The sequence below is a fragment of the Lacinutrix sp. Hel_I_90 genome (assembly GCF_000934685.1).
In the GTDB taxonomy this organism is placed as follows: domain Bacteria; phylum Bacteroidota; class Bacteroidia; order Flavobacteriales; family Flavobacteriaceae; genus Lacinutrix.
The window spans coordinates 3,505,896-3,531,249 of record NZ_JYNQ01000001.1; the positions used below are offsets into that span (position 1 = coordinate 3,505,896).

Genomic DNA, 25,354 nt, shown 5'->3' on the forward strand with positions numbered 1-25,354 from the left:
TTTTAGAAATAAGTTTTGCAGTTATAACTAATTTTATAATCGGCTTTAGGGAAGTATAAATTGGTGTTTTGTTACAAGCTCTAGCTAATTTATGTTATATATTAATCAGAGTTCCTGGCATCAAAGGCTTCGCTTTTACCTTTTATAATATTTTCTACCTCTGAAGGTGTGTTAATAAGATAGTAAGTGTTTTGGAAAATCAATATAGGAGCTTTTAAGCATTTGGGCTTAGTGTTTAATACTTTTATCCAATCGTTGTCACTTAAAGTCGCAGTATTGTCATATTCAGAATTGAAATCTGGATGTTTAGTATTGATCAAGTTAGAAATAGGCATTTCAAGTCCTTCGGCTATGGTAGCCCATTGGGTGCCCGTAACTTTCGTTTTAGAAAGGTCTATGGCTTGAAGATTTTCATCTAAACCGTAGACATAGGAATACGTCTGTTTTCCCAATGAGTTTTCAGAGTTATAAAACAAGGTTGTTTTCCGTTCATCTGTAGCTATAGTTCCCATAATAATGCGTGTCTTTGATTTATTTAAGTAAAAATAAATAGAAAGAAATATTTTACATAGCACAATCCCTATTATTTATAGCTCATTTCACTTTTGAGAGTTGTAATTATCCTGACTTTACCCTATGTTAAGAAAACCCCTTATGTTTTAAAACATAAGCTTACTGTCGTCTTGTTGGCTTATAATAAATAATCACTATCGTTTAATACTATCTGTTGATAACTTAACTGTAAGTTTTCTGTCAAAAATCCTACTTTTGCTGTATTAAATAATGAAACATGTCTGATACAATAGAAAAAGTAAAATGCTTAATAATAGGGTCTGGACCTGCAGGTTATACCGCAGCGATTTATGCAGCCAGAGCGAATATGAAACCGGTGTTATACCAAGGAACACAACCTGGTGGGCAGTTAACAACTACTAATGATGTTGAAAATTTTCCAGGTTACCCAACAGGTATTACTGGTCCAGAAATGATGATGGAATTACAAAGCCAGGCAGAGCGTTTTGAAACAGATGTGAGAAACGGCTGGATTACTAAAGTTGATTTTTCTGGTGATATCCATAAGGTTTGGGTAAATGATGAAAAAGAAATACACTGTGATACCATTATAATATCTACTGGTGCGAGTGCTAAATATTTAGGTTTGGATTCTGAACAAAAATATTTAAAATTAGGTGGAGGTGTTTCTGCTTGTGCCGTTTGTGATGGTTTCTTTTACAGAAATCAAGAAGTTGTTATTGTTGGAGCAGGAGATAGCGCTTGTGAAGAAGCACACTACTTGTCTAAACTATGTAAGAAAGTAACCATGTTAGTGCGGCGTGATGAATTTAGAGCATCTAAAATTATGGCGACTCGCGTAAAAAACACACCAAATATCGAAATTTTATTTAATACAGAAACGGAGGAGGTTTTAGGTGATGGGCAAGTGGTTACTGGCGTACGAGTTGTTAATAATCAAACGAATGAAAAGCATGAAATACCTGCAACAGGGTTTTTTGTAGCTATTGGTCACAAACCGAACACCGATATTTTTAAAGAGTATTTGGACTTGGACGAAACGGGTTACATTATAAATGCTAAACCAGGGACTTCTAAAACAAATGTAGCAGGAGTATTTGTGAGTGGAGATGCAGCAGATCATGTGTACAGACAGGCTATTACTGCTGCAGGAACAGGTTGTATGGCGGCATTAGATGCAGAACGCTACTTAGCTGCAAAAGACTCTACTTTTGAGGTAAGTACTTCGACCTATAACTAAGCTAACTACCATTTTTATAAAAGTTAAAAGCCAAAACTCTGTTTCGGCTTTTTTTTTATTTTAAGCTTCTGATTTAAAAACAATTAACTATTAATAGAATAATTTCTCTATTTTTGCAAAATTAAAAATAAGTCCCAAAACTAAGAGAATACTGAGAAATTAATGGCTTTTACTAATCAACCTCAAATTGAACAGGTCAATTCGCTTTTGGAGAAAGCTTATTTAGGTCGTACAATAGACTTGCCTAAGAGTATTGAATTAGCAGAAGAAGCTTTGAAATTAAGTAGATCTTTAGGCGATAAACTATTAATTGGTAATAGCTTAAACAAGCTGGGTCTTTTTTATATGATCATTAGTGATTTTGAAAAGTCTAATGCAGCCTCAAATGAGGCTATACTATGTTTTACAGCTATTAAATATCAAATAGGAATTGCAGATGCGAAGTATACGTTAGGAAGTGTGCTCTACAAGTCTGATAATTATCACAAGGGCTTATCCTATTTGATAGAAGCATTAAGTATTTATAAATCGCATAATGATTTAACAAACCTTTCTAAAGTTGAAAAAGCGATTGGAACAACCTATGAATATCTAGGAGATACCGTAAATGCATTTAAAACTTATAAAAGTGCCATACAGAATGCAAGAAAAACCAACAATATTAATCTAGAGTCCAATGCTCTTAATAATTTATCGGGTTTAGTTTTAAAAAAAGGCAAGCCCACTATTGCTATGAGAATGATTACACATTCTATTGACTTAAAGCAAAAAAGTGGAGATATAAGAGGGTATGGTTTTGCACTTTATGGTCGCGCAAAAGTATATTTACGAACAGGTGAATACGAAAAAGCAGAACGTGATTTTATTGAGGCTATCCGTATTCATGAAGACGCAGTGGAAAATATGGGAGCCTCTATGTCTCTCAGTAAATTAGGGCAGTTATACTTCGAATTAGGGGACTATACAAAAGCAGAAAGAACCGTTAAGAAGAGTTTGGCTATTACGTTAAGCTATAACATATCGGTTATAAAAATTAAAAATTTTCATTTGCTATACCAAGTCTATAAAGGCGCTAATAATATAATAGCATCTCTGCAGTTTCTAGAGCTTTATATTAGGGAAAAGGAAAGTATAATGAATAATCAAACCTTGAGAATTATTGAGAATTACGACTTGATAAATAGGATGAATACCTTAGAGAGCGAGGCTAAGATTCAAAAAGAAAAGCAAAAAGCTATAGATAAAAAAAACAAAGACCAAAAGAATATTTTAAAACAGAAACAGGATTTTTTATCCATCATGAGTCATGAAATTAGAACGCCCTTAAATGCGATAACCACTATTGTGTCCTTGCTGGAAAATAAGATTAAGGGAGAAGATAAAAAATTGTTTGATAGCTTACAGTTTGCTTCTAATAACCTAATTATTATTGTTAATGATATTCTGGATTTTACAAAATTAGATTCTAATAAATCGGTTATAGAAGAGAATAATATAAATTTTGATGTGTTATGTTCAAATGTCTTAAACCTATATCTTAATGCAGCAAATAATAAAGGCATCAAGCTTATTCTAAGAAACGACATACAAAAACAGCAGCATTATTTAATAGATCAGCCTAAAATGGCTCAAATATTAGGTAATTTAATTAGCAATGCTATAAAGTTTACAAGGGATGGAGAAGTTGTGTTTACAACGCAATTAATGGCCCAAGATGCTGTACACGATAAGATTAGATTTGGTATAAAAGATACTGGTGAAGGCATTTCTAAACAAGATCTTGAGGTCATTTTTGATAGCTTTTCACAAATTAAACCCATAACAACCAGAGAGCAAGGCGGTACTGGTTTAGGCCTGGCCATAGTAAAAAAATTAGTGTCTTTATATGCTGGAAAAATTGAAGTAGAGAGTTACCTGGATGAAGGATCAGAATTCTATTTTACCATTAAATTAAAGCGTGTTGCTAAAAAAGAAGCCATTGAGATTACTGATTTTGAATCGCTAAAGGGTAAAAGCGCTTTAATCGCAGAAGATACGCCTTTAAATGCCATGTTAATGAAAAAGGTATTGACCAATTGGGGGGTTCATACAGATCATGCAAAGGATGGTAAAGCTGCTCTCGAAGCTGCTAAAAAGAATACCTACGATTTTATACTCATGGATGTGCATATGCCAGTAATGAATGGGTTTGAAGCCACACGACTGATTAAAACACTAGCTAATAAAAACAAAAAAACACCTGTGTTTGCCGTAACTGCCGATGTTTTAACTAATGAGGATAACAATAGTACACATCTTTTTGATGCGATACTTTGGAAACCCTTAGAACTTGATAAACTTTTTGAAGCATTATCGAATCATAAATTAAACAAAAAGGGAGTTTAATAGGCGTCTATTTCTTTCTTAATACGGCATCACCTTCAAATTTTTTCAAATCAATTGTCGGTCGCGCATAAATATAAGTTTCAGTATCACCCAAAGCTTCAATAGTTAGATTTTTTGTTGCTTGAATGTAAATTTCAGAACGGCCTTCAGTTAATAGATTACAGTTTTTTGCCTCAAGCTTATCCGCTTCTAAAGTGATTGAATTATCAGCTTTAATAGTTAGATCATCCACATCTCCTTCAATTTTTGCATCGCTATCTTGCAACATGTTTATTTCTATTGTTGAAGCATTAAATAGAGCTTCCAAATTACTATTATCATTCATTTCTAATGTAATAGTGTTAGCAGTAACATTTAATTCAGCTTTACTTCTACCAGCAGTGATATAGGTAAAATTATCGGCTTCCAACGTCATATAGGCTTTGGACGATTCTTTTGTTTTCAAGATAAAATCTTTTAATTTTAAATCGACAGTAGCAGTAATTTCAGCATCTTCCTTTAATTCAATAATTTTGAGAGAATCTTTATAGATTACAGTAATATCCATTATTTTACTAGACCTGATTTTTTTATTAGTTCTAAAAGACAAAGTGCCAGTATCATCAACCGCAAAATCGATAACTTCATGTAAATTGTCATCAGTATCTATTTGTACTGCAGCCTGATCGCCATATTTTATTTTTAACTTAAAATCGTCGCCAACAATTAGTCTGTTAAAATTTAATATTTCAGTGATTTGTGTGGTGACATTTCTATTGCCTTTTACTTTTTCACTACTCTGTGAAAAACCTGAAATAGTTATAAAAATTGCAAAAATAAATAGGTGTAGTCTTGATTTCATTGGTATCGTTTATTGTTATTACAAAGATAGAACAAAAACCATCCCAAACTTTTAAAAAGCCTGAAATGGTTTTAGTATTGGTTATTTCTAAGTGGTTTTAGAGGTTAATCACAAGAAAATAGCAATTAATATACTCGTAATAAATTTAGCGATTGTTATCATTTTGATTGGTTTTTTTGATTGATTGATGATTTTTTTTAGTCTACAGGCATTCTATGGTCATAACTTAACACGCGTTTTATCTGCCAGTTATTATCTGTTTTTAGCCATAGATGCATAAACTTTGCGAGACTTCTTTTTTGTTCCGACTGCCCTTCTTGTGTTTCAAAAAACTGGTGTTCTCCCTTTTGAATGGCTCCATAAAGAATTCCCTTATTATATAAGGGGTAGACAGAAAGGCTGCCACTCACAAGTTCACGCCTTGATTTGGATGAATTCATAGAACTACACAATCCTTTTTTCGTGCCATTAATAAATATTTCCTTAGATGGTATTATACCAGATTGATCGTGATAAAATTCAAAATCTTCAGCAATTAATATTTCAAACTGTTTGATAGCACAAGTATTAAATCCGACATTAAAAAGTAAGCTGTCTTTTTGTTTTAAAGTGATGAACAGTTCAGAGGAAGTAGATTCTTGTGCTAATACGTTAGCACATACACTCCATGAAAGTGAAATTGTTAATAAGATGGTTTTGATTGATTTCATAATGGCTCTGTTTACTCTTCCTTTTCAGAAGTGATTTTTACACCATCCTCATCAATATTAACTTTTACATTTTTAGTACTTCCATTAACTCCGTTTTCGTCAATATTAAGTGTGTTTTCATCTGTTTCAGCCTGAAAGCCTTCAGAATTAATTTTGATTTTTGCTTTTTCGTTATTGATGTTAACATCGATTTCAAAATCGTCATCTGTCGTGTTTTCATCTGGACAGTCTATACAAAGTAGCTTCCCATTTTCTACTTTTTGATAGTAGCCTTCTTTTGTTTCAGCTAATAAATCACGACTCGTATGAAATTTGTGCGTGTTTTTATCTGGAAATAAAACACTTCCTACAGGTAAATACACGGTGATATTAATTTCTTGGTCTCTATTAGCCTCATCATTTGGTATGGTAAAATGGTTATCTAAATACAAGGTATTACCTTTTAACTCATACTTATATTCAATGCGTTCCGCGCGATCTTTCGCATTTTGAAAAGAGCTCCCTTTAGCACTTTGTATGACCTTTATTTTTGCGATACTGTCTTGTGTAGATTTTATCATTAAGTTGACGTCTTGCGAATAGGTTACTCTATCACCATTTACATTGTATCCTTTTTTAAAGGAATTAAATCGCCTAAAATCTTCAGCATAGTTGTCGTTATTACGCATGGCAATGATTAAGGTGTCTTGCGCTGTTATGTTTTCGAATGTTTCATTAATTATAATTGGAGCTTCTTCACTGTAGGACAAGCCTTGTTTTGCACCTATAATCGAAATTCCAATAATAGAGAGAACCCATACCCCTAAAAGCGTAAACTTTGCAACGTTACCTATGGATTTTAAGTTGGTTATTAATATTTTTAAGCCTAAGTAAAACAATAGTAATAGAGGTATGGCTATTATAAAATACAACAACATTGAAATTAACCATAAGGGTGTTTCTGAAGCCTGAGATAACCAACTTAAGTCTGTGTTACCCAAATGTACGCGATCTATAAAGTTTGCCGATATAAAAGCAACAGTTATTGCAATGACACCTGTAGCACCAGTTATCATTAAAATAACGCCAATAAACTTGGCAAAGACTTTTAATAGTAAGCTGAAGAGCTCTGCAAGAGTATCAAAGAAGGTTTGAGAACTATTTTTAATACGGTTGGTATCCATACGTTTTACTGAGTCTGAAATATTTTCACTTGCGTGTTCAAAACCCTCTTTAAGTTTGTCTCCCGCTTTTTGAAGGTTTGGTCTTATACTTTCTGAAACACTTCCAAAGCCGTCACGAATTTTTTTTTCAATGTTAGAAATGTTTACACTTTCTCCTGTCATTTGTATTTTTTCCGAAGTCGTTTTAGCTTCAGGAATAAAAATCCAAAGTAAGATGTAAATTAAAACACCAGTACCAAATCCTAAAACTAGAATTAACCAGATGAGTCTAATCCAGATGGCATCAATGCCAAAATAGTGTGCTAATCCTGCTGATACCCCTCCAACATAAGAGTTGTCAGTATCTCTGTATAATTTTCTATGAGCACTTTTGTTGGTGTATTGACGTTGTGGCTCATCTTCAAAAATCTCATCATCCACAATGTAGTCCTCTGGTTGTCCCATGATCGAAATCACTTCATCAACCTCTTTTGTGCTAATTACTTGTTTGTTGTCTTTTACACGTTCAGTAAACAATTCTGAGATACGTGCCTCAATATCTGAAATGATTTCAGAGCGTCCTTGCGAGTCTGTAAATGAACGTTTTATAGCCTCAAGATAGCGCTGTAATTTTAAGTATGCATCTTCATCGATATGAAAAAATAGACCTGCTAAATTTATGTTGACTGTTTTATTCATTTTGTTTTAGTTTTTGAGGGGGTTACAATGTTAACTGCAGTTTGTAATTCGTCCCACGTTGTTGTTAGTTCTTTTAAAAATAAGTGTCCTGTTTCTGTTAGTCCGTAATACTTTCTTGGGGGTCCAGAAGTCGATTCTTCCCAACGATAATTTAAAAGTCCCGCATTTTTTAAACGTGTTAATAACGGATAAATAGTACCTTCTACAACAAGTAATTTGGCGTCTTTTAAGGTGCCTAAAATTTCGGCAACATAGGCATCTTCGTCTTTTAAGACCGATAAGATGCAATACTCTAACACACCTTTACGCATTTGTGCTTTTGTGTTTTCTATTTTCATTTGATTGCTCTTATATTTTTAAATGAGACCTGCGAATGGCATGGTAAACATTTAGGTTGATTTCTACTTTTTTTGAGTGCTCTTATCATAGTCTCATTTTGAATTTTGTTAAACTGTTCATTTTTTGATTGATTGAATTGATGATTATTGTTTTGCTGAAACACTCCAGCACTGATTTATTTTAAAAAATTAATGGTTAATGGATACTTGTAATATTCGCCCTCTTTTGCACTTAAACTAGCCTTTATGACGAATATAATTTCCAGGATAAAGCCTATAGCAGCTAAAAATCCCAGGGAGCCTCCAATATAAAACAGCGGGGTAGGTTTGCTAATATTGAGGTTGATACCATCAAAAAGATTAAAATCTATAAAATCTATGTTTCCAAAAACTGTAAATAGAAAAAACGGTACAGTAATTAAACCTATCATAATACTATAGAGTAAAATGCTAATCTGAAAATTAATGGCTTGCTTTCCGTGTTCATCTATAAATTCAGATTTATCTTTATTAACAATCCATAAAACCAATGGGGCAATAAAATTACCAAAGGGAATAAGGAACCTCGAAAAGGTCGATAAATGAATAAAGGTTGCGATATTTTGATGGTTATTTCTAGTCATTTTAAAAGCATATAATAGTTTCTTATACAAATATATGTCTAAAAAAAGGTATTATGTTACGCATAGTACTAATTTTTAACAAAAAATTAACATATTGTAATCTGGATTATTTTCTATAGTTTTGGTAAAAATAGAACCAAAATATGAAGCTTACACCTAGAAAAATCAACCTTTTTAATGTACTGAAATTGCCTTCAGTTTACCTCATGGGCGTTCGCGTCACAGCAATAACAGAAGACTCATGTAGTGTTAAAGTAAGACACAAATGGATTAATCAAAACCCATTTAATTCGATGTTTTGGGCAGTACAAGGGATGGCTGCAGAGTTAACAACTGGTGCTTTAGTGCTTATGAAAATTAAAGAAAGTGGAAAAAAAGTGTCGATGTTAGTGTCTAATAATAATGCTAATTTTTCAAAAAAAGCAACTGGTAAAATCACCTTTACATGCAAAGACGGTCATAAAATAGATGCGGCACTAAAAAAGACTTTTGAAACTGGTGAAGGACAAACACTATGGATGCAATCTATAGGAACCAATGCGGATGGTGTTGTGGTTTCAACCTTTAATTTTGAATGGTCTGTGAGAGTTAAAAACTAAAAGACAGAGTGACTACGCTTGTAATTTCCTGTGCAAAACTGTTGAGATTTTAATTCTTTTCTTCAATGGAGATGGGAGTTCAGGCTTTACTGAATTTGGAAGTTTTTAAAATAAGTGTAACATTTTAAATAAAATGGTTACAAATAACCGTATTAATCATAACACAAAAAGAAATGAATGCACACGAAGTAGATTATAGAATTTACGGTGAAGAAATGCAATATGTCGAAATAGAACTGGATCCACAAGAGGCCGTTGTGGCCGAGGCTGGAAGTTTTATGATGATGGACGACGGGATTAAAATGGAAACCATTTTTGGTGATGGATCAAAAAAAGACACGGGATTTTTAGGTAAGATTTTGGGTGCTGGTAAGCGTATTATAACAGGAGAGAGCTTATTCATGACAGCCTTTTACAATGTAGGACTAGGTAAACGAAACGTTTCTTTTGCATCACCTTATCCAGGAAAAATTATCCCTATTGATTTACTGGCATTCGGTGGAAAGTTTATTTGCCAAAAGGATGCCTTCTTATGTGCTGCAAAAGGCGTTAGCGTAGGTATTGAGTTTAGCAAAAAATTAGGGCGAGGTTTATTTGGAGGAGAAGGTTTTATTATGCAAAAATTAGAAGGTGATGGTCTTGCATTTGTGCATGCCGGAGGTACCACAGCTAAAAAAGTCTTAGAACCAGGTGAAACGCTTCGTGTTGACACCGGATGTATTATTGGTTTTACACAAGATGTAAATTATGATATAGAATTTGTAGGCGGTATAAAAAATACTGTTTTTGGAGGTGAAGGCTTGTTTTTTGCGAAATTAGAAGGGCCAGGAACTGTATATATACAATCGTTGCCATTTAGTAGGTTGGCTAATCGTATTATCGCAAGTTTACCGAAGGGCGGAAACAGTAAAGGAGAAGGTAGTCTATTAGGAGGATTAGGCGATATTTTGGACGGTGATAATAGGTTCTAAATGCTATTAATTATGAATTTATTAACTGTTAAAAAAGGAGTTTCTTGTGTTTTGCACTCTTTTTTTTATTACATTTAATCGAATTAATAAACCGTTTGCCTATTTACACATCTACTTTTTATTTTAACCAAACCCTATTACTAAATTATGGCAAGAGCAATGTTCGAGTATACCAAGACGATACTCAGTAAAGTTAGTTTTGATGTTAACTTGTTTTGTAAAGAGGTTCAGAAAGCACTTCAACGATTATTACCTTATGAAATTGAAGAACTTAAGATTTATATTGAATCTTTGGTTAGCCAGAATCCCAATTTAAATCAATGTTTAATTTATTTAAAACCATAAATAAAAAAGCGACTTTCGAGTCGCTTTTTTATTATTCTATAATTAGTAAAACTAAAGTTTCGGGTTTATCTTTGCATAAAGATATGTTACACTGAAATCATTTTTTACAATATTACTTTTTATGTCATTTGCCGCTCGTCCATTATTTTTCGCTGGATATGTAGCTTATTTTGAATTAAACATCGATTACATTATTGAAAACTATTGTGTTAACAAAGAAAAACCACAGTTGCAATGTAATGGTAAATGTCATTTGGCGAAACAACTGGCCTCTGTGCCCTCTTCAATAGATCTTGAAAATGAATTAGCATTAAATAATTTAGTAGAATCTTTCTTTCCTGTTTTTTACTTAAATTATAATTACAAGAAACTTATTAAAATTGATTTTAAAATTAATCTAGACAAGATTTTATCAGATAATAAGTTGTATTCTTTTTGTTTTGAAAACACACACTTTAGACCTCCAATAGTTTAGATTTTATTTTTTGTCAGTCGTTATCTAAGACTGAAATTCAAACATTTCAATTCATAAAATTTAAACAAATGAAAACTTTAAAATTTACATTTGCGCTTTTACTATGCGCAATAATATTCTCATGCTCATCAAATGACGATGACAGCATTGCGGAAGACCTTTCAGGTCAAAAAGGACAATTAATTCTTAAGTTCGATAATGGTATTGGCGATCAGGATTTTATCTTTGGTACTAACTACAGTAAATCTAACAATGAATCCTATAAAGTTGATAACTTAAAGTATATCATTAGTAATATTAGAATTAAAGATAGTCAGGGAAATTTGGTTATGAATCCCGAACAAGACAATGCTTTTATTATTGATGAAGCAGAGGCCAACAATGCAGGCGAAATTTTACTAACTTTAAATAACATTGATGCAGCAGACTATACTGAAATTACTTTCGGAATTGGAATAGACCAAGAGCGTTTTGCTTTAGGGGCAAATGGTCAGGGAGATTTTTTAGAATTGGCAGAATCCAAAGGTATGCTCTGGAGCTGGGCTGCAGGTTATAAATTTATTAGAATAGACGGGACATTTTCTAACGATTCAGTGACAGATGAGCCATTAAATATACACATGGGAAGTGTTGGCTCTTCTTTGGATAATTATCGTGAAGTCACTTTAAGTTTTACCAATACGGTAAGAATAAGACAACATACTTCACCTGAAGTTCATATAAAATCTGATATCTCAAAAGTATTTGATGGTATAACGACTATCAATTTTGCGGATGGATATGATCAAGTACATGTTGATGCGGTTGAAACACCAATAGTGGCTAATAACATTAGCAGAATGTTTATAGTACATCATGTACATAACGATTAATTAATAATTAAACCATTGGAGAACGAAACATCTTCAATGGTTTTTATTTAATCCATACAATTATGAAAAAAATAATTCTTTTTTTTCTAAGTATTCTTGTATCTGTATCATGTTCTAACGAGGCTGATGTTTTGGTTTATGAACCATTTCCAATAGCTCTAGAATTACCTTCAAATTTTCCAGAGACCACTTATAATTTAGAAAATAACCCGCTTACAGAAGCTGGTTTTGAACTTGGTAAAAAACTATTTTACGAAGGGAAATTGTCTTCAAATAATGCTATTGCTTGTGCCTTTTGCCATGAACAGGCGTTTGCTTTTACTCATCACGGACATAATTTAAGTCATGGTGTTAATGGAGGTATTGGTTTTAGAAATGCGCAACCAATTCAAAACTTAGCTTATCAAAGCACTTTCATGTGGGATGGTGCAGCGACACACTTGGACCTTCAGCCAATTATTCCCATAACTAGTGCGTTAGAAATGGGAGAAAGCTTAAGTCACGTAATAGAAAAATTAAGTTCAGACCTTTATTACCAAGAACAATTTGAGCGAGCCTTTGATGACGGTGAGATTAATACAGAAAACATGCTTAAGGCTTTGTCTCAGTTTATGTTGCTGATGGTGTCTTCAAATTCTAAATATGATAAATTTATTAGAAATGAAGATGACACAACATTGAGTTCACTTGAATTAGATGGCTTAAGTACATTCGAAACAAAATGTGCTGGTTGTCATGCAACAGATTTATTTACAGATCAAGAGTTTAGAAATAACGGGTTATCTATTAACCCACAATTAAATGATAAAGGACGTTTTAATGTTGGAAATAATCCTAATGATCTGTATAAATTTAGAGTCCCAAGTTTAAGGAATATTGAGGTTTCCTACCCCTATATGCACGATGGTAGATTTGCAACTATAGAAGCCGTTTTGGAGTTTTATAGTTCAGGAATTACAGATAATGGTAATGTTGATTCCATATTACAAAAGCCAGATGGGACTTATGGTATTACACTTTCTAATTACGAGAAAGAAAGTTTAACAGCCTTTTTAAAAACACTAACAGATTACGAATTTTTAAATGATGAACGTTTTGCAGAATTTTAGAAAAATAACAGTATTACTTCTTATTAGTATAGCACAGGCACAATTTTTAAGTGCTCATGAGAAAAATAGAGCTTGTAACAATCATTATAAACACACTTTTTTTTGTGATTTATGTGGTTGTTCTACAAGTAGTGGTAGCTTTGGTTTTGGAACTTTGAGTAATGCTAATTTTGTTGGTGTTCGATATCTTTATCAAAATTTCGAATCTAAAAATGGAATTTTTGAAAATTCACCAACAAGTAAAGAGGTATTTCGTACCTATCAATTATGGGCTCAAATTCCTGTTATAAAAACATTTTACTTAAGTGCGAATGTACCTTATCACGATTTAAGCAGAACATTTAATGGAATAACTGAAAACATATATGGATTAGGCGATAGTAGTTTAATAGGCTGGTATAAATTGATTTTTTACAAGAAACAGAATGAAGAAACCTTAAACTTTGATGTAAAAAAAGAGGCTTCAGGTCATTCTATTCAATTTGGTTTAGGTTTAAAATTACCCACAGGTGAATTTGAAGAACGGTTGGCAGATAATATTAACCCAGGTTTTCAAGTAGGAACAGGAAGTACAGATGGTATTCTATCTTTTGGTTATAATTATGGAGGTAACACGTTAGGTGTTAATACGCTTTTTAGTTATTATTTAAAAGGAGAGAATAAAAATGAATACCAGTTTGGTAACCAATTCAGTTATACAACTAATCTATATACTGCATTGTCAACTAAAAAAATGAATATTATGCCTTTTTTAGGAGTTTCAGGTGATATTTATAGTTCAATTAAACAATATGGAGAAACTTTAAATGACACAGATGGTAGTATAATCAATGCGTCATTAGGTTCAGAATTTGCAGTTGAAGATTTTATTTTTGGAGCAAGTTATACCTTACCTGTGAATCAAAACCTTTTTGGTCACGATGTGAAATCTAAGCAGCGTATTTCTGTTTACATCAATTATGCATTATAACATCAACCGCATAAAATGGGTTACTCTGGACGCCGTTGAAATAGTCTAAAATAGTATAGACTATAGTTTTCAATTGCGTCCAGAGTAAAACATTTTAGTTATTTATAAATCATCTGTTATTTCCCTAATGGACTAATAATTTGTACATTTTGAAAGGCTATTGCTCCACGAACAACACTAGCGATTACCTCTTGCATCGCTTCAATTATTTGCATTTTTAGTTCACTTTTATGATAGATAATACTCACCTCTCTGGCGGGAGAGGGTGCTATAAAATGATGTAAATTTTGTTTCGAATTTTCACTCATATCTAAAGTGTGTAAATAGGGAAGTAGCGTCATCCCCATACCTTCATTAGACAATTTAATAAGTGTTTCTATGCTTCCACTTTCTAATTGAAAATGTTCGTCAGTTTGATTTTTAAAGCCTTTACACAGATTAATCACACCGTCTCTAAAACAATGACCGTCTTCCAGAAGTAACATATCATCAATATCTAAATCTGAAACCTCTAGTGTTTTTTTGTCTTTTAAACGGTGATTATTGGGTATATACGCTACGAAAGGCTCAAAATAAAGCACGCGTTCCTTTATATTGGCATGTTCTAGAGGTGTAGCTGCAATAGCTGCATCTAAATGCCCATCATTAATTCTGGTAATGATTTCTTCAGTGGTGAGTTCTTCAATTTTAAGTTTGACTTTAGGATATTTTTTAATAAAGTTTTTTAAAAACATAGGTAGTAACGTGGGCATAACCGTTGGAATAATGCCTATTCTAAATTCGCCACCAATAAAGCCTTTTTGTTGGTCTACAATATCCTGAATACGATAAGATTCATTGACAATATTATGTGCCTGATTTACAATCTTACTACCAACATCTGTTAATTCAATTGGTTTTTTACTACGATCGAAAATTTGAATGCTTAGCTGGTCTTCCAATTTTTGAATTTGCATACTCAAGGTGGGCTGAGTTACAAAGCATTTTTCGGCAGCTTTAGTAAAATTTTGGTGTTCTGCTACCGCTAGAACATATTTGAGTTGTGTAATTGTCATTCATATAGCGTTAAGCTATAAAAATATAAAATCTATCAATAAAATTTATGGTTATTTTGATTTATTTTAAATTAACTTTGGGTAACCATAAATTAATTAAAATTATGACACTTAATATACTAGGATTAGACAAGAAAAAAACTGAAGATTTAGCTGGAGACTTGAACGAATTATTAGCTAATTTTCAAATTTATTACCAAAATTTAAGAGGGATACACTGGAATATAAAAGGAAAGAATTTTTTTGATTTACACATTAAATTTGAAGAATTATACACCGATGCGAATCTGAAGGTCGATTTAGTTGCAGAACGTGTATTGACTCTAGGAGAAACGCCACTTCATACTTTTGAAGATTATACGAGCAGAGCTAAAGTGCCCGTTGGTCAAAATGTTTCAAAAGATGTGAAAGCAGTTGAATTAATAGTAAACTCTTTAACCGAATTACTTAAAATAGAGCGTCAAATTTTAGATAAGTCTTCAGAGGCTAGTGATGAAGGTACAAACGCTATGATGAGTGATTTTATAACAGAGCAAGAAAAGACCGTTTGGATGATGAATGCTTGGTTAGAAAACAGCATATAATAAAAGCAAAAGCGGTTGTTTAAAAAGTAATTTAAGTAAAACAACGTTTCAGACAACCGCTTTTAGCTTATAGTATTAAGGGTTAAAATCTAATATTAAAACTTAAGTCTTCATTTTTTAATTCAAATTTGGCATCACTATATTGTGGTGGTCCATAACTTAAAGGATTATTAGACATACCATAAGACTCTGCTGGCATGCCACTAGTATCAAAATCCATTCTGCCATTTTCATTCTCGTCATGTAGTGCCATAATCCCGTATGTTCCTGGGGCGACGTCTTTAAAAGTAACGCTTATTTTTCCATCCTCTATTTTGCTTTCAGCAGTCTTGATTGCTTCGGTTTTCATAAAGGTATTTTCAGTATGTAAGCCTAAAACCACTTTTCCAGTGTTGCTTTTTACATTTTCTATAGTTATTGTAATACTGTGGTTTTTAGTTTCCTGGCCAAAAAAAAGGAATGTTGATAAAATAAATGCGCATGTAATTGTTAATGTCTTCATGATTTAGTGTTATTAAGTTAATGATGGTTCAAATATCATATTTAACTAAAAGGTGTACCAAAGTTAGTCACTCAACTGTCGTTTTTTAAGACTGAACGGTTAATTGACAACGAAAATCTCAACACGTCTATTGGCCAAACGGCCTTCTTTTGTATTATTATCTGCTATAGGATTAACTTCACCATAGCCTTGAGACGTTAAGCGTTGACCATCAACACCAATAAAAATCAAGTACTCTTTAACGCTTTTAGCACGTTGTTCTGATAGCGTCAAATTGGTTTGAGTACTTCCAGTACTATCGGTATGCCCAGCGATGTGGAATTTCATTTTTGGCTGCGATTCCATAATTTTACTTATTTCCTCTATAGCCAATTTGTCTTCTTGGTTTAAAACGGCATTACCATTATTAAACGTTATAGCACGAGATAATACATTTAGTTTAGTCGTGACTTCTTCTTTTATAGCCTTATTTCGATCCCTTTGTTGCTGTGACACTAAGTTGGCTTGTTCTTGGAGTTGGAGTGGTGTTGGGCATCCACCATTCTCTGGAGAGCCGGGTTGCTGCGGGCATTTATCTTTGCTGTCAATAACCCCATCTTTGTCCGTGTCTAAAAGCGGACAGCCACCATCATTTATGGCACCTTGTACTTCTGGACAATCGTCATATTTATCAGGTGTACCATCGCCATCATTATCTGGGCAACCACGCATAACTGCTGGTCCAAAATCGTTGGGACATAAATCTTCTGAATCTATTACACCGTCCTTGTCTGTGTCAGGACAACCTTTGGTTTCAAAGGTGCCAAATAATTCTGGACAGGCATCTTCAGCATCATTGATCCCATCATTATCTGTGTCTTTCCCACCAAAACGAAAAATAATTCCTGCTGAATGTTGATAATGTTTTAATCCGTAATCTTCAAAAGCATGCTTATAAACCGATTGTACATTGAAGCCAAACGAATGACCTATCCATAAATTAAAACCAATACCTCCATTTATCGTTCCTGCTCCAATAGTATCTAACCATGCATAACCAGCACCAATAGTAAGGTATGGATCAACAACATTTAAGCCATTACTAAATTGATACTTAAACATACCATCTAATGAAATGTATGGATAGTCTGGATCTAGAACTTCAGGATCTGGATTAGGATAATTCTCTTTAATACTATTTAAAGAAGCAACACCTTCAAAAGAGAATCTGTTTTTAATTAAACGACCAGCAGATAATCTAAATCCAGCAGGGTTTTGATTCCACGTTTTAAACCTGCCCAACCCAGCTTCTTGTTCACGTACCGGATTATTAATAGCATGCGTTCCAAAACTTATCGTCCAGGGTTTATTTACGGTTTGAGAATGAGACGTTTGAAAACTTAGAGTGCAAACGAAAATAAAGAAGAGATAACCAAAAGGCTTCATCAATGTATATTATTTAATTAATAGCAATGACAAGATATATTAAAAATAGAATACTGAAAAAGATAAGTTTGTTTTGTGGATTAAGTGCTAGAAATAGCAGACAAAATCACTATATAAACAAAAACTAAAGCAAACCTCTTGCTTTAATTTCTAAGTATTTGTTTATGGTGTTCACAGATAATTTTTCTGGCGCAGTTAAAATACTTTGAATCCCATGTTTTTGAAGTTCTTTTACCATTAGGCGTTTCTCATAAGAAAATTTTTCAGCGATGGTTTTATGATAAATGGCTTGAAGACTTTCAGCATCCTGAGCGATTAGCGCATCAAGTTCGGTATTTTCAAAAATAACCACCACCAATAAATGTTTTTTTGCAATGGCTTGTAAATAGGGTAATTGTCGTTTTAGTGCACTAATATGTTCAAAATTAGTGTAGAGCATTAATAAACTTCTGTGCGTTACTTTTCGTTTTAATTGTGCATATAACAAACTAAAATCACTATCTGTAAACTGTGTGTTTATGTTGTATAGTCGTTCTAAAATGGTGTTTAAATAGGTTAATTTTTGTGTGGCAGGCAGAAAAGAATCAACCGTTTTAGAAAAGGTAAACATGCCCACTTTATCGTGTTTTTTTAAGGCCACATTACTAAAAGCTAAAGTAGAGTTTATGGCATAGTCCAATAGTTTTAAGCCATTAAAAGGCATTTTCATTACGCGTCCAGTATCTATAATAGAGTAGATAGGCTGAGACTTTTCGTCTTGGTATTGGTTTACCATTAATTCGCCGCGTTTTGCTGTGGCTTTCCAATTCACCGTTCTAAAATCATCTCCTTGAACATAATCTTTAATTTGTTCAAATTCTGAAGTGTTCCCAATACGCCTTATTTTTTTGAGACCAAATTGAGTTAAGTTATTACTCATGGCCAGAAAATCGTATTTCTGCATTTGAATAAAGGAAGGATAGACCGCCACCATTTGGGCATTCTGAAACTTAAATTTCCGTTTAACAATTCGCAACGCTGAAGAGGCATAGAGGTTAAGGAACCCAAAGGTGTATTCGCCACGTTCTACCGGACGAACATTATAGCTAAAATCATGAACTTCGCCAGCTTTTAAATGCGTCTCGTAATTAAAATCTCTTTTTTGAAACTGAACGGGTAGCTCATCTATTACAGCAATACTCGTTTTAAACGGATAGAAATTAGTGATGGTAATGGGTACTGGATTTTCGTCGCTGTTAGAAAACTTATCCGGTAATAAACGTCTCACTTTAATGGGATGTTTAAAACGATAGAGTAATACTAAGTCGGATAAGAATAATACCGAAATGGCAATAGTGATAATCCAGGCTACAGCATATAGAATAGGAATCCAATACGACAACAAAAAACACGCCGATGCACTAGCCATATAAATGAAGAAGCCTTTGTGTAAGTATAATGAGCGAATGAATGTCATGCTTTTTAACTATTTTCTATCTCGGTATTTCTACAGATTGTACAATCATTTCCACGACATTCTCTGTCGTCATGCCTTCCATTTCGCGTTCTGGTGTTAATATAATACGATGGTTTAGTACTGGAATCAATGCTTTTTTTACATCTTCAGGGGTAACGAAATCTCTTCCGTTAATGGCGGCAAAGGTTTTTGCAGTGTTTAAAATAGCAATGGATGCTCTTGGTGAGCCGCCTAAATATAAATGCGGATGGTTTCTGGTTTTAGAGACCAATTCGGCGATGTATTTAATGATTTTTTCTTCTACTAAAACCGATTGAATTTTCGTTTTATAATTTGCTAGATCCTGAGCGTTTAATACTGGTTGTATTAGTGTTTGTGGCTTTTCGCCTTTACGCTCATGGTGCGTCTGGATGATTTTTACTTCATCTTCAATGGTGGGGTAATCCACTTTTATTTTAAAGATAAAACGGTCCAATTGTGCCTCGGGTAATGCATAAGTGCCTTCCTGTTCAATAGGGTTTTGCGTCGCTAAAACCATAAACGGGGTTTCAAAAAGATAGGTGGTCCCATCTACTGTAGCTTGTCGCTCTTCCATGGTTTCAAACAAGGCGGCTTGTGTTTTCGCTGGTGCACGATTAATTTCATCTATTAACACAATATTGGAAAAGATTGGTCCTTTTTTAAATTCGAACTCAGCGTTTTTCATATTCAAAATTGAAGTACCTAGAACATCGCTGGGCATTAAATCTGGCGTAAACTGAATACGGCTGAAATCTGTTTTTAAAACCTTAGCAAATAGTTTGGCAGTGATGGTCTTTGCAATGCCAGGAACTCCTTCAATGAGTACGTGACCGTCTGAAAGTAAAGCGACAATTAATAACTCAACAAATTGTTCTTGTCCAACGATGACTTTGCCAAGTTCATTTTTTATTTGTGCTACTGCGTTTTTTAAATCCTCCAATGGGATTCTATTATTGAAATCTAAATTTTGCTCTTCCATGTGTTATTGGATTTGAATTTTTCTATAGCGGTATTGAGTTTTTCCAATGCCTCTGTTGTAATATTGTTGCTGTTAGAAACTATTTCTATAGTATTAAAAAGGTTTTGAGTATCTTCTAAAGTATTGTTGCTCCGCGCTGCTAAATGTTTTATAAAAGTAGGATCAATGGTGTTGGTATTTAAATGTAAATGATTTCGAATATACTCTAGAAAATGTTGAATTTTATGTTGGGCAATATCTATATGTTTTCCGTTTTCGTAATACATATTTGCAATAGTACGTGTAAAAGCTAAGGTTTGATTACGCAGTGGTTCTATCACAGGGACTGCACGCTGCTTGCGCTTGCCTTCAAAAATGATATAAAAAAGGGCACCAATGAGTGCTATATAATAGGCCCATTTTAGTTGTTTTGCTTTTAAGAAAACATACAACGGAGAGGTGCTTATTTTTTTTCCAGATTTATAATGATTATCCAGATATATAGGTCGTGTAGGATCTAAATAAGATAATAGACCTGCCGTATAGTTTTGGTTTGGTGCTTCTAAAATAAAATAATTGGTAAAGGCCTGCGGAAAAGTAGATAGTATAATATCGCCATCTCCAAAGGGTTTTTTGATGACGTTTGAATAGCTGTTATCTACATCGAAATCGGTGTCTGAAGCGCTATTGACCACGCCTATAACTTCTGAAATATCACTATCAGGCTTTTTAAAATAATACATGAAATTGACCTTATTAAATGTGTAAGGTATTTCTGTTTTTAAGTCTTCATTTTTAAGCTGAAACTCGAAACGGTAATTGAAGTTCTCAAAAGTACTCATCAAAGATTGTTCTAGTTTTAATGTATCTAGTAATTTTTGGTTCATACTTTGCGATGCAATTACTAAAGTATTGCCTTTAGTCGTCCAGTCCAGAAGTTTGTTTAATTCGACTTCATCAATAGTGACCTGATCATTTATAAATAAATAGGAACCAGAAATGCTATTCGTTTGAAGGTACTCAAAAGGTGGACGATCTACATCAACAATCATTTCTTCAGAAAACAAACGTTCCATTTGTTCATGAAAAACAAAGGTTCCAAACGGTATTTTATGATGCTTGGCGTACGAGGGAAACCAATTCAATTCCTCGGGCTTATTAGCTTCTAATACGACAATAAGTAGTATAGCTAAAGCAGTGAGTATAACATATATTTTACCTTTTTTATTCAATAGCTGTTAATTAATCTGTTTATTAAGGGTGATGAATTCTAATTTTAATTTTTCAAATTTTGGCGCATCAACCTCGAATTCACCGTACCAGACATAGTCGTAAATTCTGGTTATTTTTTCGAATTGGGTTTGTATGGTATTGATTACTATTTCTCTTTTATAATCCTCGTTTGTTTTTTGCGGTTGCCAATCAATAATATTAGCTTCGGTTAGCTCTTTTAAAGACAATAAATAATAATAACGAATGGCTAAACGGTAATTATTTTGTTTGAGTGCTTCAGAAATTAATGTGCTTATGTCTTCATTTCTGATAATTTGTTCTTCATCAGTAAAAGCAACACTTCCTTTTTTTGTCTCACCATATATAAGCTGCTTTGAATTGACTTTTAGGAAAAAGCGAATCAATAGAAAGACTAAACCTGCAAGCAAAATATAGGGCAGTACTCTTAGTATAAACCATAAAACACCACCAGCAGACTCCATACCAAAAATAGCTTCCACTATTTTTTTTAAACCATTGTAAAACCAACGTTTAAATTTTGCCCACCATGAATCTTTATCCTCAGGCTTAATTTCATAGTTAAAGGCTTTATCACTTTTATAGTCTTGTAACGCTTCTTTAGAGATGTCCTGCTTTTTATAATACGAAGCGTCTTTTATCGCTAAGGAGTCTTGTTGCGCAAAACTAAAGCTACAAAGAATAAAAAACAAAAAGAAAACTCTTAAGAACGGCATGTGTTATTCTGTTTTACCTAGAGATTCTATACGTTCAAAAGTACCTGTGAAATTTTTTCTTTCGTTTAAATTAAAGTAGATAAAAACAGAAGAAATTACAATCACAATATTAGACAGAAATTGAAAGAATTGACTTAAGACATTTAGAATGATGTAAACAGGATCAACAATTGAATTTAGAGAAGTAGGATCTATTTCGCCAGAGAAAACACCCATTTTTATATAGGTGTATATCGTTGCTGGTAGTGTAAATATAGAGCTCAACACGATAACTAAAATCCAAAATAATAAAACGGTTAAAAAGGTCATTAAAAATTCATCTTTTATCAAACTATAGCTTTCACTATAAGAATCAGTAGCATCTCGTTTTGTAAACACATAAATAGGCATCACTACTGCCATAGGAACCATAAAGTAGAGTATTGGAAGACAACATAATACGCAAGCAACAATAAGGGTTAAGACCTTTAAAATAGTTAGACCTAAAAAGCCCCAAAACGAACGGTTTACCTGTTCTCTAATTTCCTGTAAATTTACAACACTTTTATTTTCTTCATAAGATTTCATATAGTGCAGCACGGTAGATACTGTAAAGACATAAGCTAAAATGGCAGCGCTAATATAAACAAAGTAAGCTAAAACAAACATAAGTGCGTTAGCGCCTGAAAATAAACCAGCGTTACTTTCAGGATTTGTAAAATCAAATTTAAACTGTCCGCCAATAGTATAAATGTAAAATACTAAGGCAAATAAAAAGAACAATAAATAAGGGCCGGCAATAGAAATAATGGTTTTAAATAAGGGCTTGTATTCATTACGGATAAAAGCAAAAGCATCTGAAAAAATGTCGCCTAATTCGCGTTGTTTTTTAAATTCAATGTAGGTTTTCATGGTGTTAGTTTAATTTGGTTGAAAGTAATAGTAATTCTTGTTCTTGTGACGCTATTTTTTGTTTTTCTTTTTTACTCAAAGCTATGGGATAAAAGACATAATAAAATAATATTAATAGCATTGAACTTGTTATTATAAATATGGCCAGCCAATCTGGCATTTCTGTATGCCTGGTAACAAAACCTTCTAAAAAGCCTGCGATAATAAAAAAAGGTATGGTGCTCATTAAAATTTTAAGGCCGTTTAGTACACCGCGTTTAAAAGACGCTAATCTTGTATAAGTACCAGGAAATAGCATGCTGTTTCCTAAAACTAAACCAGAAGCACCTGCAATAATAATTACTGAAATTTCAATGGTACCATGAATCCAAATGGTTCTTGCAGATTCCCATAATAAGCCATTGTCATAAAACATATACTGAAAACTTCCAAGCATGATTCCATTTTGCATCATAATAAAAAGAGAACCAATGGCTAGCATAATCCCATAGCCAAAAGCCATAAGTGCCACTTTTATATTATTAATGGTAATACCTAAAAACATATGAAACTCGCCTTGCTCTTTATACACCCCCATTGGGTCGCCCTTTTCAATGTTTTCCAATGTCATATTTACATAATTGTCACCTAAAAAACCACGAACAAAATCACCTTCATTCGCTGCCGAATAAGCGCCAACAATAACAAATAATGAAAAGACCAGAAAGGCAACCAATAATTCCCGATGGTGCTGAGAAAACATAAGTGGAAACTCATGAGTAAAAAAAGTGATGAGTCTGTTTTTAGATTCTTTTTTAGTCTTATAAATTTTTTGATGGGCAGTAGAAGCCAATCCATTTAAATAGCTTTCAGTATTGCTATTGGGATAAAAAGTTTTAGCGTAACTAAGATGGTCTGTGATTTCAATATATAAACTTGATAAATCATCTGGAGAAATTACTGTTTTATTTGACAGAACATTTTCAAATGTTAACCATTTATCCTTATTTTGCTTCACGAAAGCAGCCTCACGCATATAGTACCCTATTTTGCTTTCAAAGAAAAGAAAATATGAAGGAATTTCAAATAGAAACCGCTCAAAATGTAACAATACAGCAAAATGCAGCGAGTATTGTTGATAGAATGTGGGCATATCTTATAGACAGTGCTATAATTTTTGCTTACCTCATCATGAGTATATTATTATTGGTAGCACTAGATCTTGATTTTGGTGATGCTTGGGCAGTATATCTAATTGTTAGTTTACCTGCGTTTTTATATTATGTCCTATTAGAAACCTTTTGGAATGGTCAAACCGTTGGTAAGCATTTAATAAAGATAAAAGTGGTGAAATTAGACGGTTCCAAGCCAGGTTTTGGCAACTATTTTGTGCGTTGGATTTTGCGTATTGTAGATGTTGTAATCACTTCTGGTGGCTTAGCAGTCTTAGTTATTTTACTAAAAGGAAACGGACAACGTTTAGGTGATATAGCAGCTGGTACTACTGTGGTTTCGTTAAAAAGAAAAATCACACTAAGCGATACTATTCTTAGAGATATAGATCCAGGGTACATTCCAAAATACAGTCAAGTGACGCTTTTTAGTGATTCAGAAATGCAAACCATTAAGAACCTTTATGATGAAGCAAAAAAAAATGGGAATCATAATATTATCGTTATCCTCAATAAACGCGTGACTGAGGTGATGCAAGTAGAGCCGGTTGAAAAGCCAATGGCGTTTATAAACACAGTCATTAAAGATTACAATTACTATACCCAAAAAATGTAAGCAGAGAACCACTTTTTGCCTTAGCAAAACGTGTGTGAATCGCTTATTCCGCTGCAGAGCGGAATCTAAAAGAAAAAAAGAGAACCACTTTTTGCCTTAGCAAAACGTGTGTGAATCGCTTATTCCGCTGCAGAGCGGAATCTAAAAGGAAAAAAAAGAGAACCACTTTTTGCCTTAGCAAAACGTATATAAATTACTTATTCCGAGAGTGCTTCGGTAGCCATTAAATCAAATACAAATGTCAGCATGACATTAAATTATAGCCCATGTTTTACATCATAGATATTTTAGGAACCATTGCTTTTTCAATTTCTGGCGTTTTAGTCGCTTTAAATAAAAGAATGGATGCTTTTGGAATCCTAATAATAGCCTTTGTTACTGCTGTTGGAGGAGGTACATTGCGTGATGTACTCATTGGTGATACGCCAGTAAGTTGGATGACGAACATCACCTTCGTTTATGTTATTTTGGCGTCCACTATTTTTGCTGTAGTTTTAAAATCGAAAATCGATTACCTAAGAAAATCTTTGTTTTTATTCGATACCATTGGTATTGGATTATACACCGTTGTTGGTGTAGAAAAAGGAATTTCGGCAGGATTACATCCAATAATATGTATTGCTTTAGGCACAATGTCTGCTTGCTTTGGCGGTGTGATTCGTGATATTTTATGTAATGAAATCCCAGTAATTTTTAGAAAAGAAGTGTATGCAACGGCCTGTATTTTTGGAGGTATCGCTTATTTTTTAATAAAAAGGCTCCCTATTGAAGGCGACTTCGTCTTTATAATTGCTGGTTTGGTAGTCATTGTAATTCGAATTATTGCGGTAAAGTTTAAAATTAGTTTACCTAGTTTGTATAAAAAAACAGTTTGA

27 protein-coding genes are annotated in these 25,354 nt (G+C 33.2%); 12 read left to right on the forward strand and 15 right to left on the reverse strand.

Features of this window, described 5'->3' with window-relative positions; all coding sequences use genetic code 11:
- Positions 1-101: 101 nt before the first annotated feature.
- Entirely contained in the window at positions 102-512 is a 411-nt protein-coding gene (locus GQ46_RS15595; RefSeq protein WP_044403719.1) for an arsenate reductase family protein, read from the reverse strand.
- 278 nt (positions 513-790) lie between these two features.
- Between GQ46_RS15595 and trxB the strand changes: the two genes are divergently transcribed.
- A complete protein-coding gene (gene trxB, locus GQ46_RS15600) occupies positions 791-1,774 on the forward strand; it encodes a thioredoxin-disulfide reductase (protein ID WP_044403721.1) in 984 nt (327 codons plus the stop codon).
- Between the two features lie 162 nt (positions 1,775-1,936).
- A complete protein-coding gene (locus GQ46_RS15605; RefSeq protein WP_044403723.1) occupies positions 1,937-4,159 on the forward strand; it encodes a tetratricopeptide repeat protein in 2,223 nt (740 codons plus the stop codon).
- A gap of 7 nt (positions 4,160-4,166) precedes the next feature.
- Here the strand turns inward: GQ46_RS15605 and GQ46_RS15610 are convergent, their stop codons facing one another.
- The 5 genes from GQ46_RS15610 to GQ46_RS15630 form a co-directional block, all read right to left on the reverse strand.
- The gene (locus GQ46_RS15610; RefSeq protein WP_044403726.1) at positions 4,167-5,000 is read right to left on the reverse strand and encodes a GIN domain-containing protein; all 834 of its coding nucleotides are present in this window, start codon (positions 4,998-5,000) and stop codon (positions 4,167-4,169) included.
- A gap of 197 nt (positions 5,001-5,197) precedes the next feature.
- The gene (locus GQ46_RS15615) at positions 5,198-5,710 is read right to left on the reverse strand and encodes a DUF4440 domain-containing protein (protein ID WP_044403727.1); all 513 of its coding nucleotides are present in this window, start codon (positions 5,708-5,710) and stop codon (positions 5,198-5,200) included.
- A gap of 11 nt (positions 5,711-5,721) precedes the next feature.
- Positions 5,722-7,551 (reverse strand): PspC domain-containing protein, encoded by a 1,830-nt coding sequence (locus GQ46_RS15620; protein WP_044403729.1) that lies wholly within the window; start codon positions 7,549-7,551, stop codon positions 5,722-5,724.
- Positions 7,548-7,889: a PadR family transcriptional regulator gene (locus GQ46_RS15625; RefSeq protein ID WP_044403731.1), complete on the reverse strand. Its 342-nt coding sequence runs from the start codon at positions 7,887-7,889 to the stop codon at positions 7,548-7,550. The genes GQ46_RS15620 and GQ46_RS15625 overlap by 4 nt, the downstream gene beginning before the upstream one ends.
- Before the next feature lie 176 nt (positions 7,890-8,065).
- Positions 8,066-8,512: a DUF4870 domain-containing protein gene (locus GQ46_RS15630; RefSeq protein ID WP_044403733.1), complete on the reverse strand. Its 447-nt coding sequence runs from the start codon at positions 8,510-8,512 to the stop codon at positions 8,066-8,068.
- Between the two features lie 143 nt (positions 8,513-8,655).
- Here GQ46_RS15630 and GQ46_RS15635 point away from each other — a divergent pair, with 143 nt between their 5' ends.
- From GQ46_RS15635 to GQ46_RS15665, 7 genes are all read left to right on the forward strand, one after another.
- Positions 8,656-9,111 (forward strand): DUF4442 domain-containing protein, encoded by a 456-nt coding sequence (locus GQ46_RS15635; RefSeq protein WP_044403735.1) that lies wholly within the window; start codon positions 8,656-8,658, stop codon positions 9,109-9,111.
- A gap of 173 nt (positions 9,112-9,284) precedes the next feature.
- Positions 9,285-10,082, forward strand: a complete 798-nt coding sequence (locus tag GQ46_RS15640) for a TIGR00266 family protein (RefSeq protein WP_044403737.1) — start codon at positions 9,285-9,287, stop codon at positions 10,080-10,082.
- 147 nt (positions 10,083-10,229) lie between these two features.
- The gene (locus GQ46_RS15645; protein WP_044403739.1) at positions 10,230-10,427 is read left to right on the forward strand and encodes a hypothetical protein; all 198 of its coding nucleotides are present in this window, start codon (positions 10,230-10,232) and stop codon (positions 10,425-10,427) included.
- A gap of 121 nt (positions 10,428-10,548) precedes the next feature.
- Positions 10,549-10,902 carry a hypothetical protein gene (locus GQ46_RS17270; protein ID WP_052503504.1) on the forward strand — a complete coding sequence of 118 codons (354 nt, stop codon included), beginning with the start codon at positions 10,549-10,551 and terminating at the stop codon, positions 10,900-10,902.
- 68 nt (positions 10,903-10,970) lie between these two features.
- A complete protein-coding gene (locus tag GQ46_RS15655) occupies positions 10,971-11,774 on the forward strand; it encodes an MbnP family protein (RefSeq protein ID WP_044403741.1) in 804 nt (267 codons plus the stop codon).
- Positions 11,775-11,836: 62 nt separating this feature from the next.
- Positions 11,837-12,883: a cytochrome-c peroxidase gene (locus GQ46_RS15660; RefSeq protein ID WP_044403743.1), complete on the forward strand. Its 1,047-nt coding sequence runs from the start codon at positions 11,837-11,839 to the stop codon at positions 12,881-12,883.
- Positions 12,861-13,853: a hypothetical protein gene (locus GQ46_RS15665; protein WP_231567376.1), complete on the forward strand. Its 993-nt coding sequence runs from the start codon at positions 12,861-12,863 to the stop codon at positions 13,851-13,853. The genes GQ46_RS15660 and GQ46_RS15665 overlap by 23 nt, the downstream gene beginning before the upstream one ends.
- A 116-nt stretch (positions 13,854-13,969) precedes the next feature.
- Here GQ46_RS15665 and GQ46_RS15670 read toward each other — a convergent pair whose 3' ends face one another.
- Positions 13,970-14,908 carry a LysR family transcriptional regulator gene (locus GQ46_RS15670; RefSeq protein WP_044403747.1) on the reverse strand — a complete coding sequence of 313 codons (939 nt, stop codon included), beginning with the start codon at positions 14,906-14,908 and terminating at the stop codon, positions 13,970-13,972.
- A 104-nt stretch (positions 14,909-15,012) separates the two neighbouring features.
- Here GQ46_RS15670 and GQ46_RS15675 point away from each other — a divergent pair, with 104 nt between their 5' ends.
- Positions 15,013-15,492, forward strand: coding sequence for a Dps family protein (locus GQ46_RS15675; protein ID WP_044405222.1), 480 nt, complete (start codon positions 15,013-15,015; stop codon positions 15,490-15,492).
- A gap of 82 nt (positions 15,493-15,574) precedes the next feature.
- Here GQ46_RS15675 and GQ46_RS15680 read toward each other — a convergent pair whose 3' ends face one another.
- The 8 genes from GQ46_RS15680 to GQ46_RS15715 all read right to left on the reverse strand — a co-directional run bounded on the left by GQ46_RS15680 (position 15,575) and on the right by GQ46_RS15715 (position 23,727).
- Positions 15,575-15,994 (reverse strand): DUF2141 domain-containing protein, encoded by a 420-nt coding sequence (locus tag GQ46_RS15680; protein WP_044403749.1) that lies wholly within the window; start codon positions 15,992-15,994, stop codon positions 15,575-15,577.
- Between the two features lie 99 nt (positions 15,995-16,093).
- On the reverse strand, positions 16,094-17,419 hold the full coding sequence (locus GQ46_RS15685) for an OmpA family protein (RefSeq protein WP_044403750.1): 1,326 nt from the start codon (positions 17,417-17,419) through the stop codon (positions 16,094-16,096).
- Between the two features lie 124 nt (positions 17,420-17,543).
- On the reverse strand, positions 17,544-18,875 hold the full coding sequence (locus tag GQ46_RS15690; protein WP_044403752.1) for a DUF58 domain-containing protein: 1,332 nt from the start codon (positions 18,873-18,875) through the stop codon (positions 17,544-17,546).
- A 16-nt stretch (positions 18,876-18,891) separates the two neighbouring features.
- Positions 18,892-19,875: a MoxR family ATPase gene (locus GQ46_RS15695; RefSeq protein WP_044403754.1), complete on the reverse strand. Its 984-nt coding sequence runs from the start codon at positions 19,873-19,875 to the stop codon at positions 18,892-18,894.
- Positions 19,857-21,086, reverse strand: coding sequence for a DUF4350 domain-containing protein (locus GQ46_RS15700; protein ID WP_044403755.1), 1,230 nt, complete (start codon positions 21,084-21,086; stop codon positions 19,857-19,859). Before GQ46_RS15700 ends, GQ46_RS15695 begins: the two co-directional genes overlap by 19 nt.
- A 6-nt stretch (positions 21,087-21,092) precedes the next feature.
- Complete coding sequence (locus GQ46_RS15705; protein ID WP_044403756.1) at positions 21,093-21,821, reverse strand: DUF4129 domain-containing protein; 729 nt, start codon at positions 21,819-21,821, stop codon at positions 21,093-21,095.
- Between the two features lie 3 nt (positions 21,822-21,824).
- Positions 21,825-22,712 carry a hypothetical protein gene (locus GQ46_RS15710; RefSeq protein ID WP_044403757.1) on the reverse strand — a complete coding sequence of 296 codons (888 nt, stop codon included), beginning with the start codon at positions 22,710-22,712 and terminating at the stop codon, positions 21,825-21,827.
- A 4-nt stretch (positions 22,713-22,716) separates the two neighbouring features.
- The gene (locus GQ46_RS15715; RefSeq protein ID WP_044403759.1) at positions 22,717-23,727 is read right to left on the reverse strand and encodes a stage II sporulation protein M; all 1,011 of its coding nucleotides are present in this window, start codon (positions 23,725-23,727) and stop codon (positions 22,717-22,719) included.
- Between the two features lie 35 nt (positions 23,728-23,762).
- On the opposite strand from GQ46_RS15715, the gene GQ46_RS15720 reads away from it, so the two are divergent.
- Positions 23,763-24,479, forward strand: coding sequence for an RDD family protein (locus GQ46_RS15720; RefSeq protein WP_044403761.1), 717 nt, complete (start codon positions 23,763-23,765; stop codon positions 24,477-24,479).
- Between the two features lie 266 nt (positions 24,480-24,745).
- Positions 24,746-25,354, forward strand: coding sequence for a trimeric intracellular cation channel family protein (locus GQ46_RS15725; RefSeq protein WP_044403763.1), 609 nt, complete (start codon positions 24,746-24,748; stop codon positions 25,352-25,354).

Bases quoted from the DNA above. Each gene is read 5' to 3' on its own strand.
- GQ46_RS15595 (WP_044403719.1), bottom strand. From the start codon at position 512: ATGGGAACTATAGCTACAGATGAACGGAAAACAACCTTGTTTTATAAC.
- trxB (WP_044403721.1), top strand. From the start codon at position 791: ATGTCTGATACAATAGAAAAAGTAAAATGCTTAATAATAGGGTCTGGA.
- GQ46_RS15605 (WP_044403723.1), top strand. From the start codon at position 1,937: ATGGCTTTTACTAATCAACCTCAAATTGAACAGGTCAATTCGCTTTTG.
- GQ46_RS15610 (WP_044403726.1), bottom strand. From the start codon at position 5,000: ATGAAATCAAGACTACACCTATTTATTTTTGCAATTTTTATAACTATT.
- GQ46_RS15615 (WP_044403727.1), bottom strand. From the start codon at position 5,710: ATGAAATCAATCAAAACCATCTTATTAACAATTTCACTTTCATGGAGT.
- GQ46_RS15620 (WP_044403729.1), bottom strand. From the start codon at position 7,551: ATGAATAAAACAGTCAACATAAATTTAGCAGGTCTATTTTTTCATATC.
- GQ46_RS15625 (WP_044403731.1), bottom strand. From the start codon at position 7,889: ATGAAAATAGAAAACACAAAAGCACAAATGCGTAAAGGTGTGTTAGAG.
- GQ46_RS15630 (WP_044403733.1), bottom strand. From the start codon at position 8,512: ATGACTAGAAATAACCATCAAAATATCGCAACCTTTATTCATTTATCG.
- GQ46_RS15635 (WP_044403735.1), top strand. From the start codon at position 8,656: ATGAAGCTTACACCTAGAAAAATCAACCTTTTTAATGTACTGAAATTG.
- GQ46_RS15640 (WP_044403737.1), top strand. From the start codon at position 9,285: ATGAATGCACACGAAGTAGATTATAGAATTTACGGTGAAGAAATGCAA.
- GQ46_RS15645 (WP_044403739.1), top strand. From the start codon at position 10,230: ATGGCAAGAGCAATGTTCGAGTATACCAAGACGATACTCAGTAAAGTT.
- GQ46_RS17270 (WP_052503504.1), top strand. From the start codon at position 10,549: ATGTCATTTGCCGCTCGTCCATTATTTTTCGCTGGATATGTAGCTTAT.
- GQ46_RS15655 (WP_044403741.1), top strand. From the start codon at position 10,971: ATGAAAACTTTAAAATTTACATTTGCGCTTTTACTATGCGCAATAATA.
- GQ46_RS15660 (WP_044403743.1), top strand. From the start codon at position 11,837: ATGAAAAAAATAATTCTTTTTTTTCTAAGTATTCTTGTATCTGTATCA.
- GQ46_RS15665 (WP_231567376.1), top strand. From the start codon at position 12,861: ATGAACGTTTTGCAGAATTTTAGAAAAATAACAGTATTACTTCTTATT.
- GQ46_RS15670 (WP_044403747.1), bottom strand. From the start codon at position 14,908: ATGACAATTACACAACTCAAATATGTTCTAGCGGTAGCAGAACACCAA.
- GQ46_RS15675 (WP_044405222.1), top strand. From the start codon at position 15,013: ATGACACTTAATATACTAGGATTAGACAAGAAAAAAACTGAAGATTTA.
- GQ46_RS15680 (WP_044403749.1), bottom strand. From the start codon at position 15,994: ATGAAGACATTAACAATTACATGCGCATTTATTTTATCAACATTCCTT.
- GQ46_RS15685 (WP_044403750.1), bottom strand. From the start codon at position 17,419: ATGAAGCCTTTTGGTTATCTCTTCTTTATTTTCGTTTGCACTCTAAGT.
- GQ46_RS15690 (WP_044403752.1), bottom strand. From the start codon at position 18,875: ATGACATTCATTCGCTCATTATACTTACACAAAGGCTTCTTCATTTAT.
- GQ46_RS15695 (WP_044403754.1), bottom strand. From the start codon at position 19,875: ATGGAAGAGCAAAATTTAGATTTCAATAATAGAATCCCATTGGAGGAT.
- GQ46_RS15705 (WP_044403756.1), bottom strand. From the start codon at position 21,821: ATGCCGTTCTTAAGAGTTTTCTTTTTGTTTTTTATTCTTTGTAGCTTT.
- GQ46_RS15710 (WP_044403757.1), bottom strand. From the start codon at position 22,712: ATGAAAACCTACATTGAATTTAAAAAACAACGCGAATTAGGCGACATT.
- GQ46_RS15715 (WP_044403759.1), bottom strand. From the start codon at position 23,727: ATGCGTGAGGCTGCTTTCGTGAAGCAAAATAAGGATAAATGGTTAACA.
- GQ46_RS15720 (WP_044403761.1), top strand. From the start codon at position 23,763: ATGAAGGAATTTCAAATAGAAACCGCTCAAAATGTAACAATACAGCAA.
- GQ46_RS15725 (WP_044403763.1), top strand. From the start codon at position 24,746: ATGTTTTACATCATAGATATTTTAGGAACCATTGCTTTTTCAATTTCT.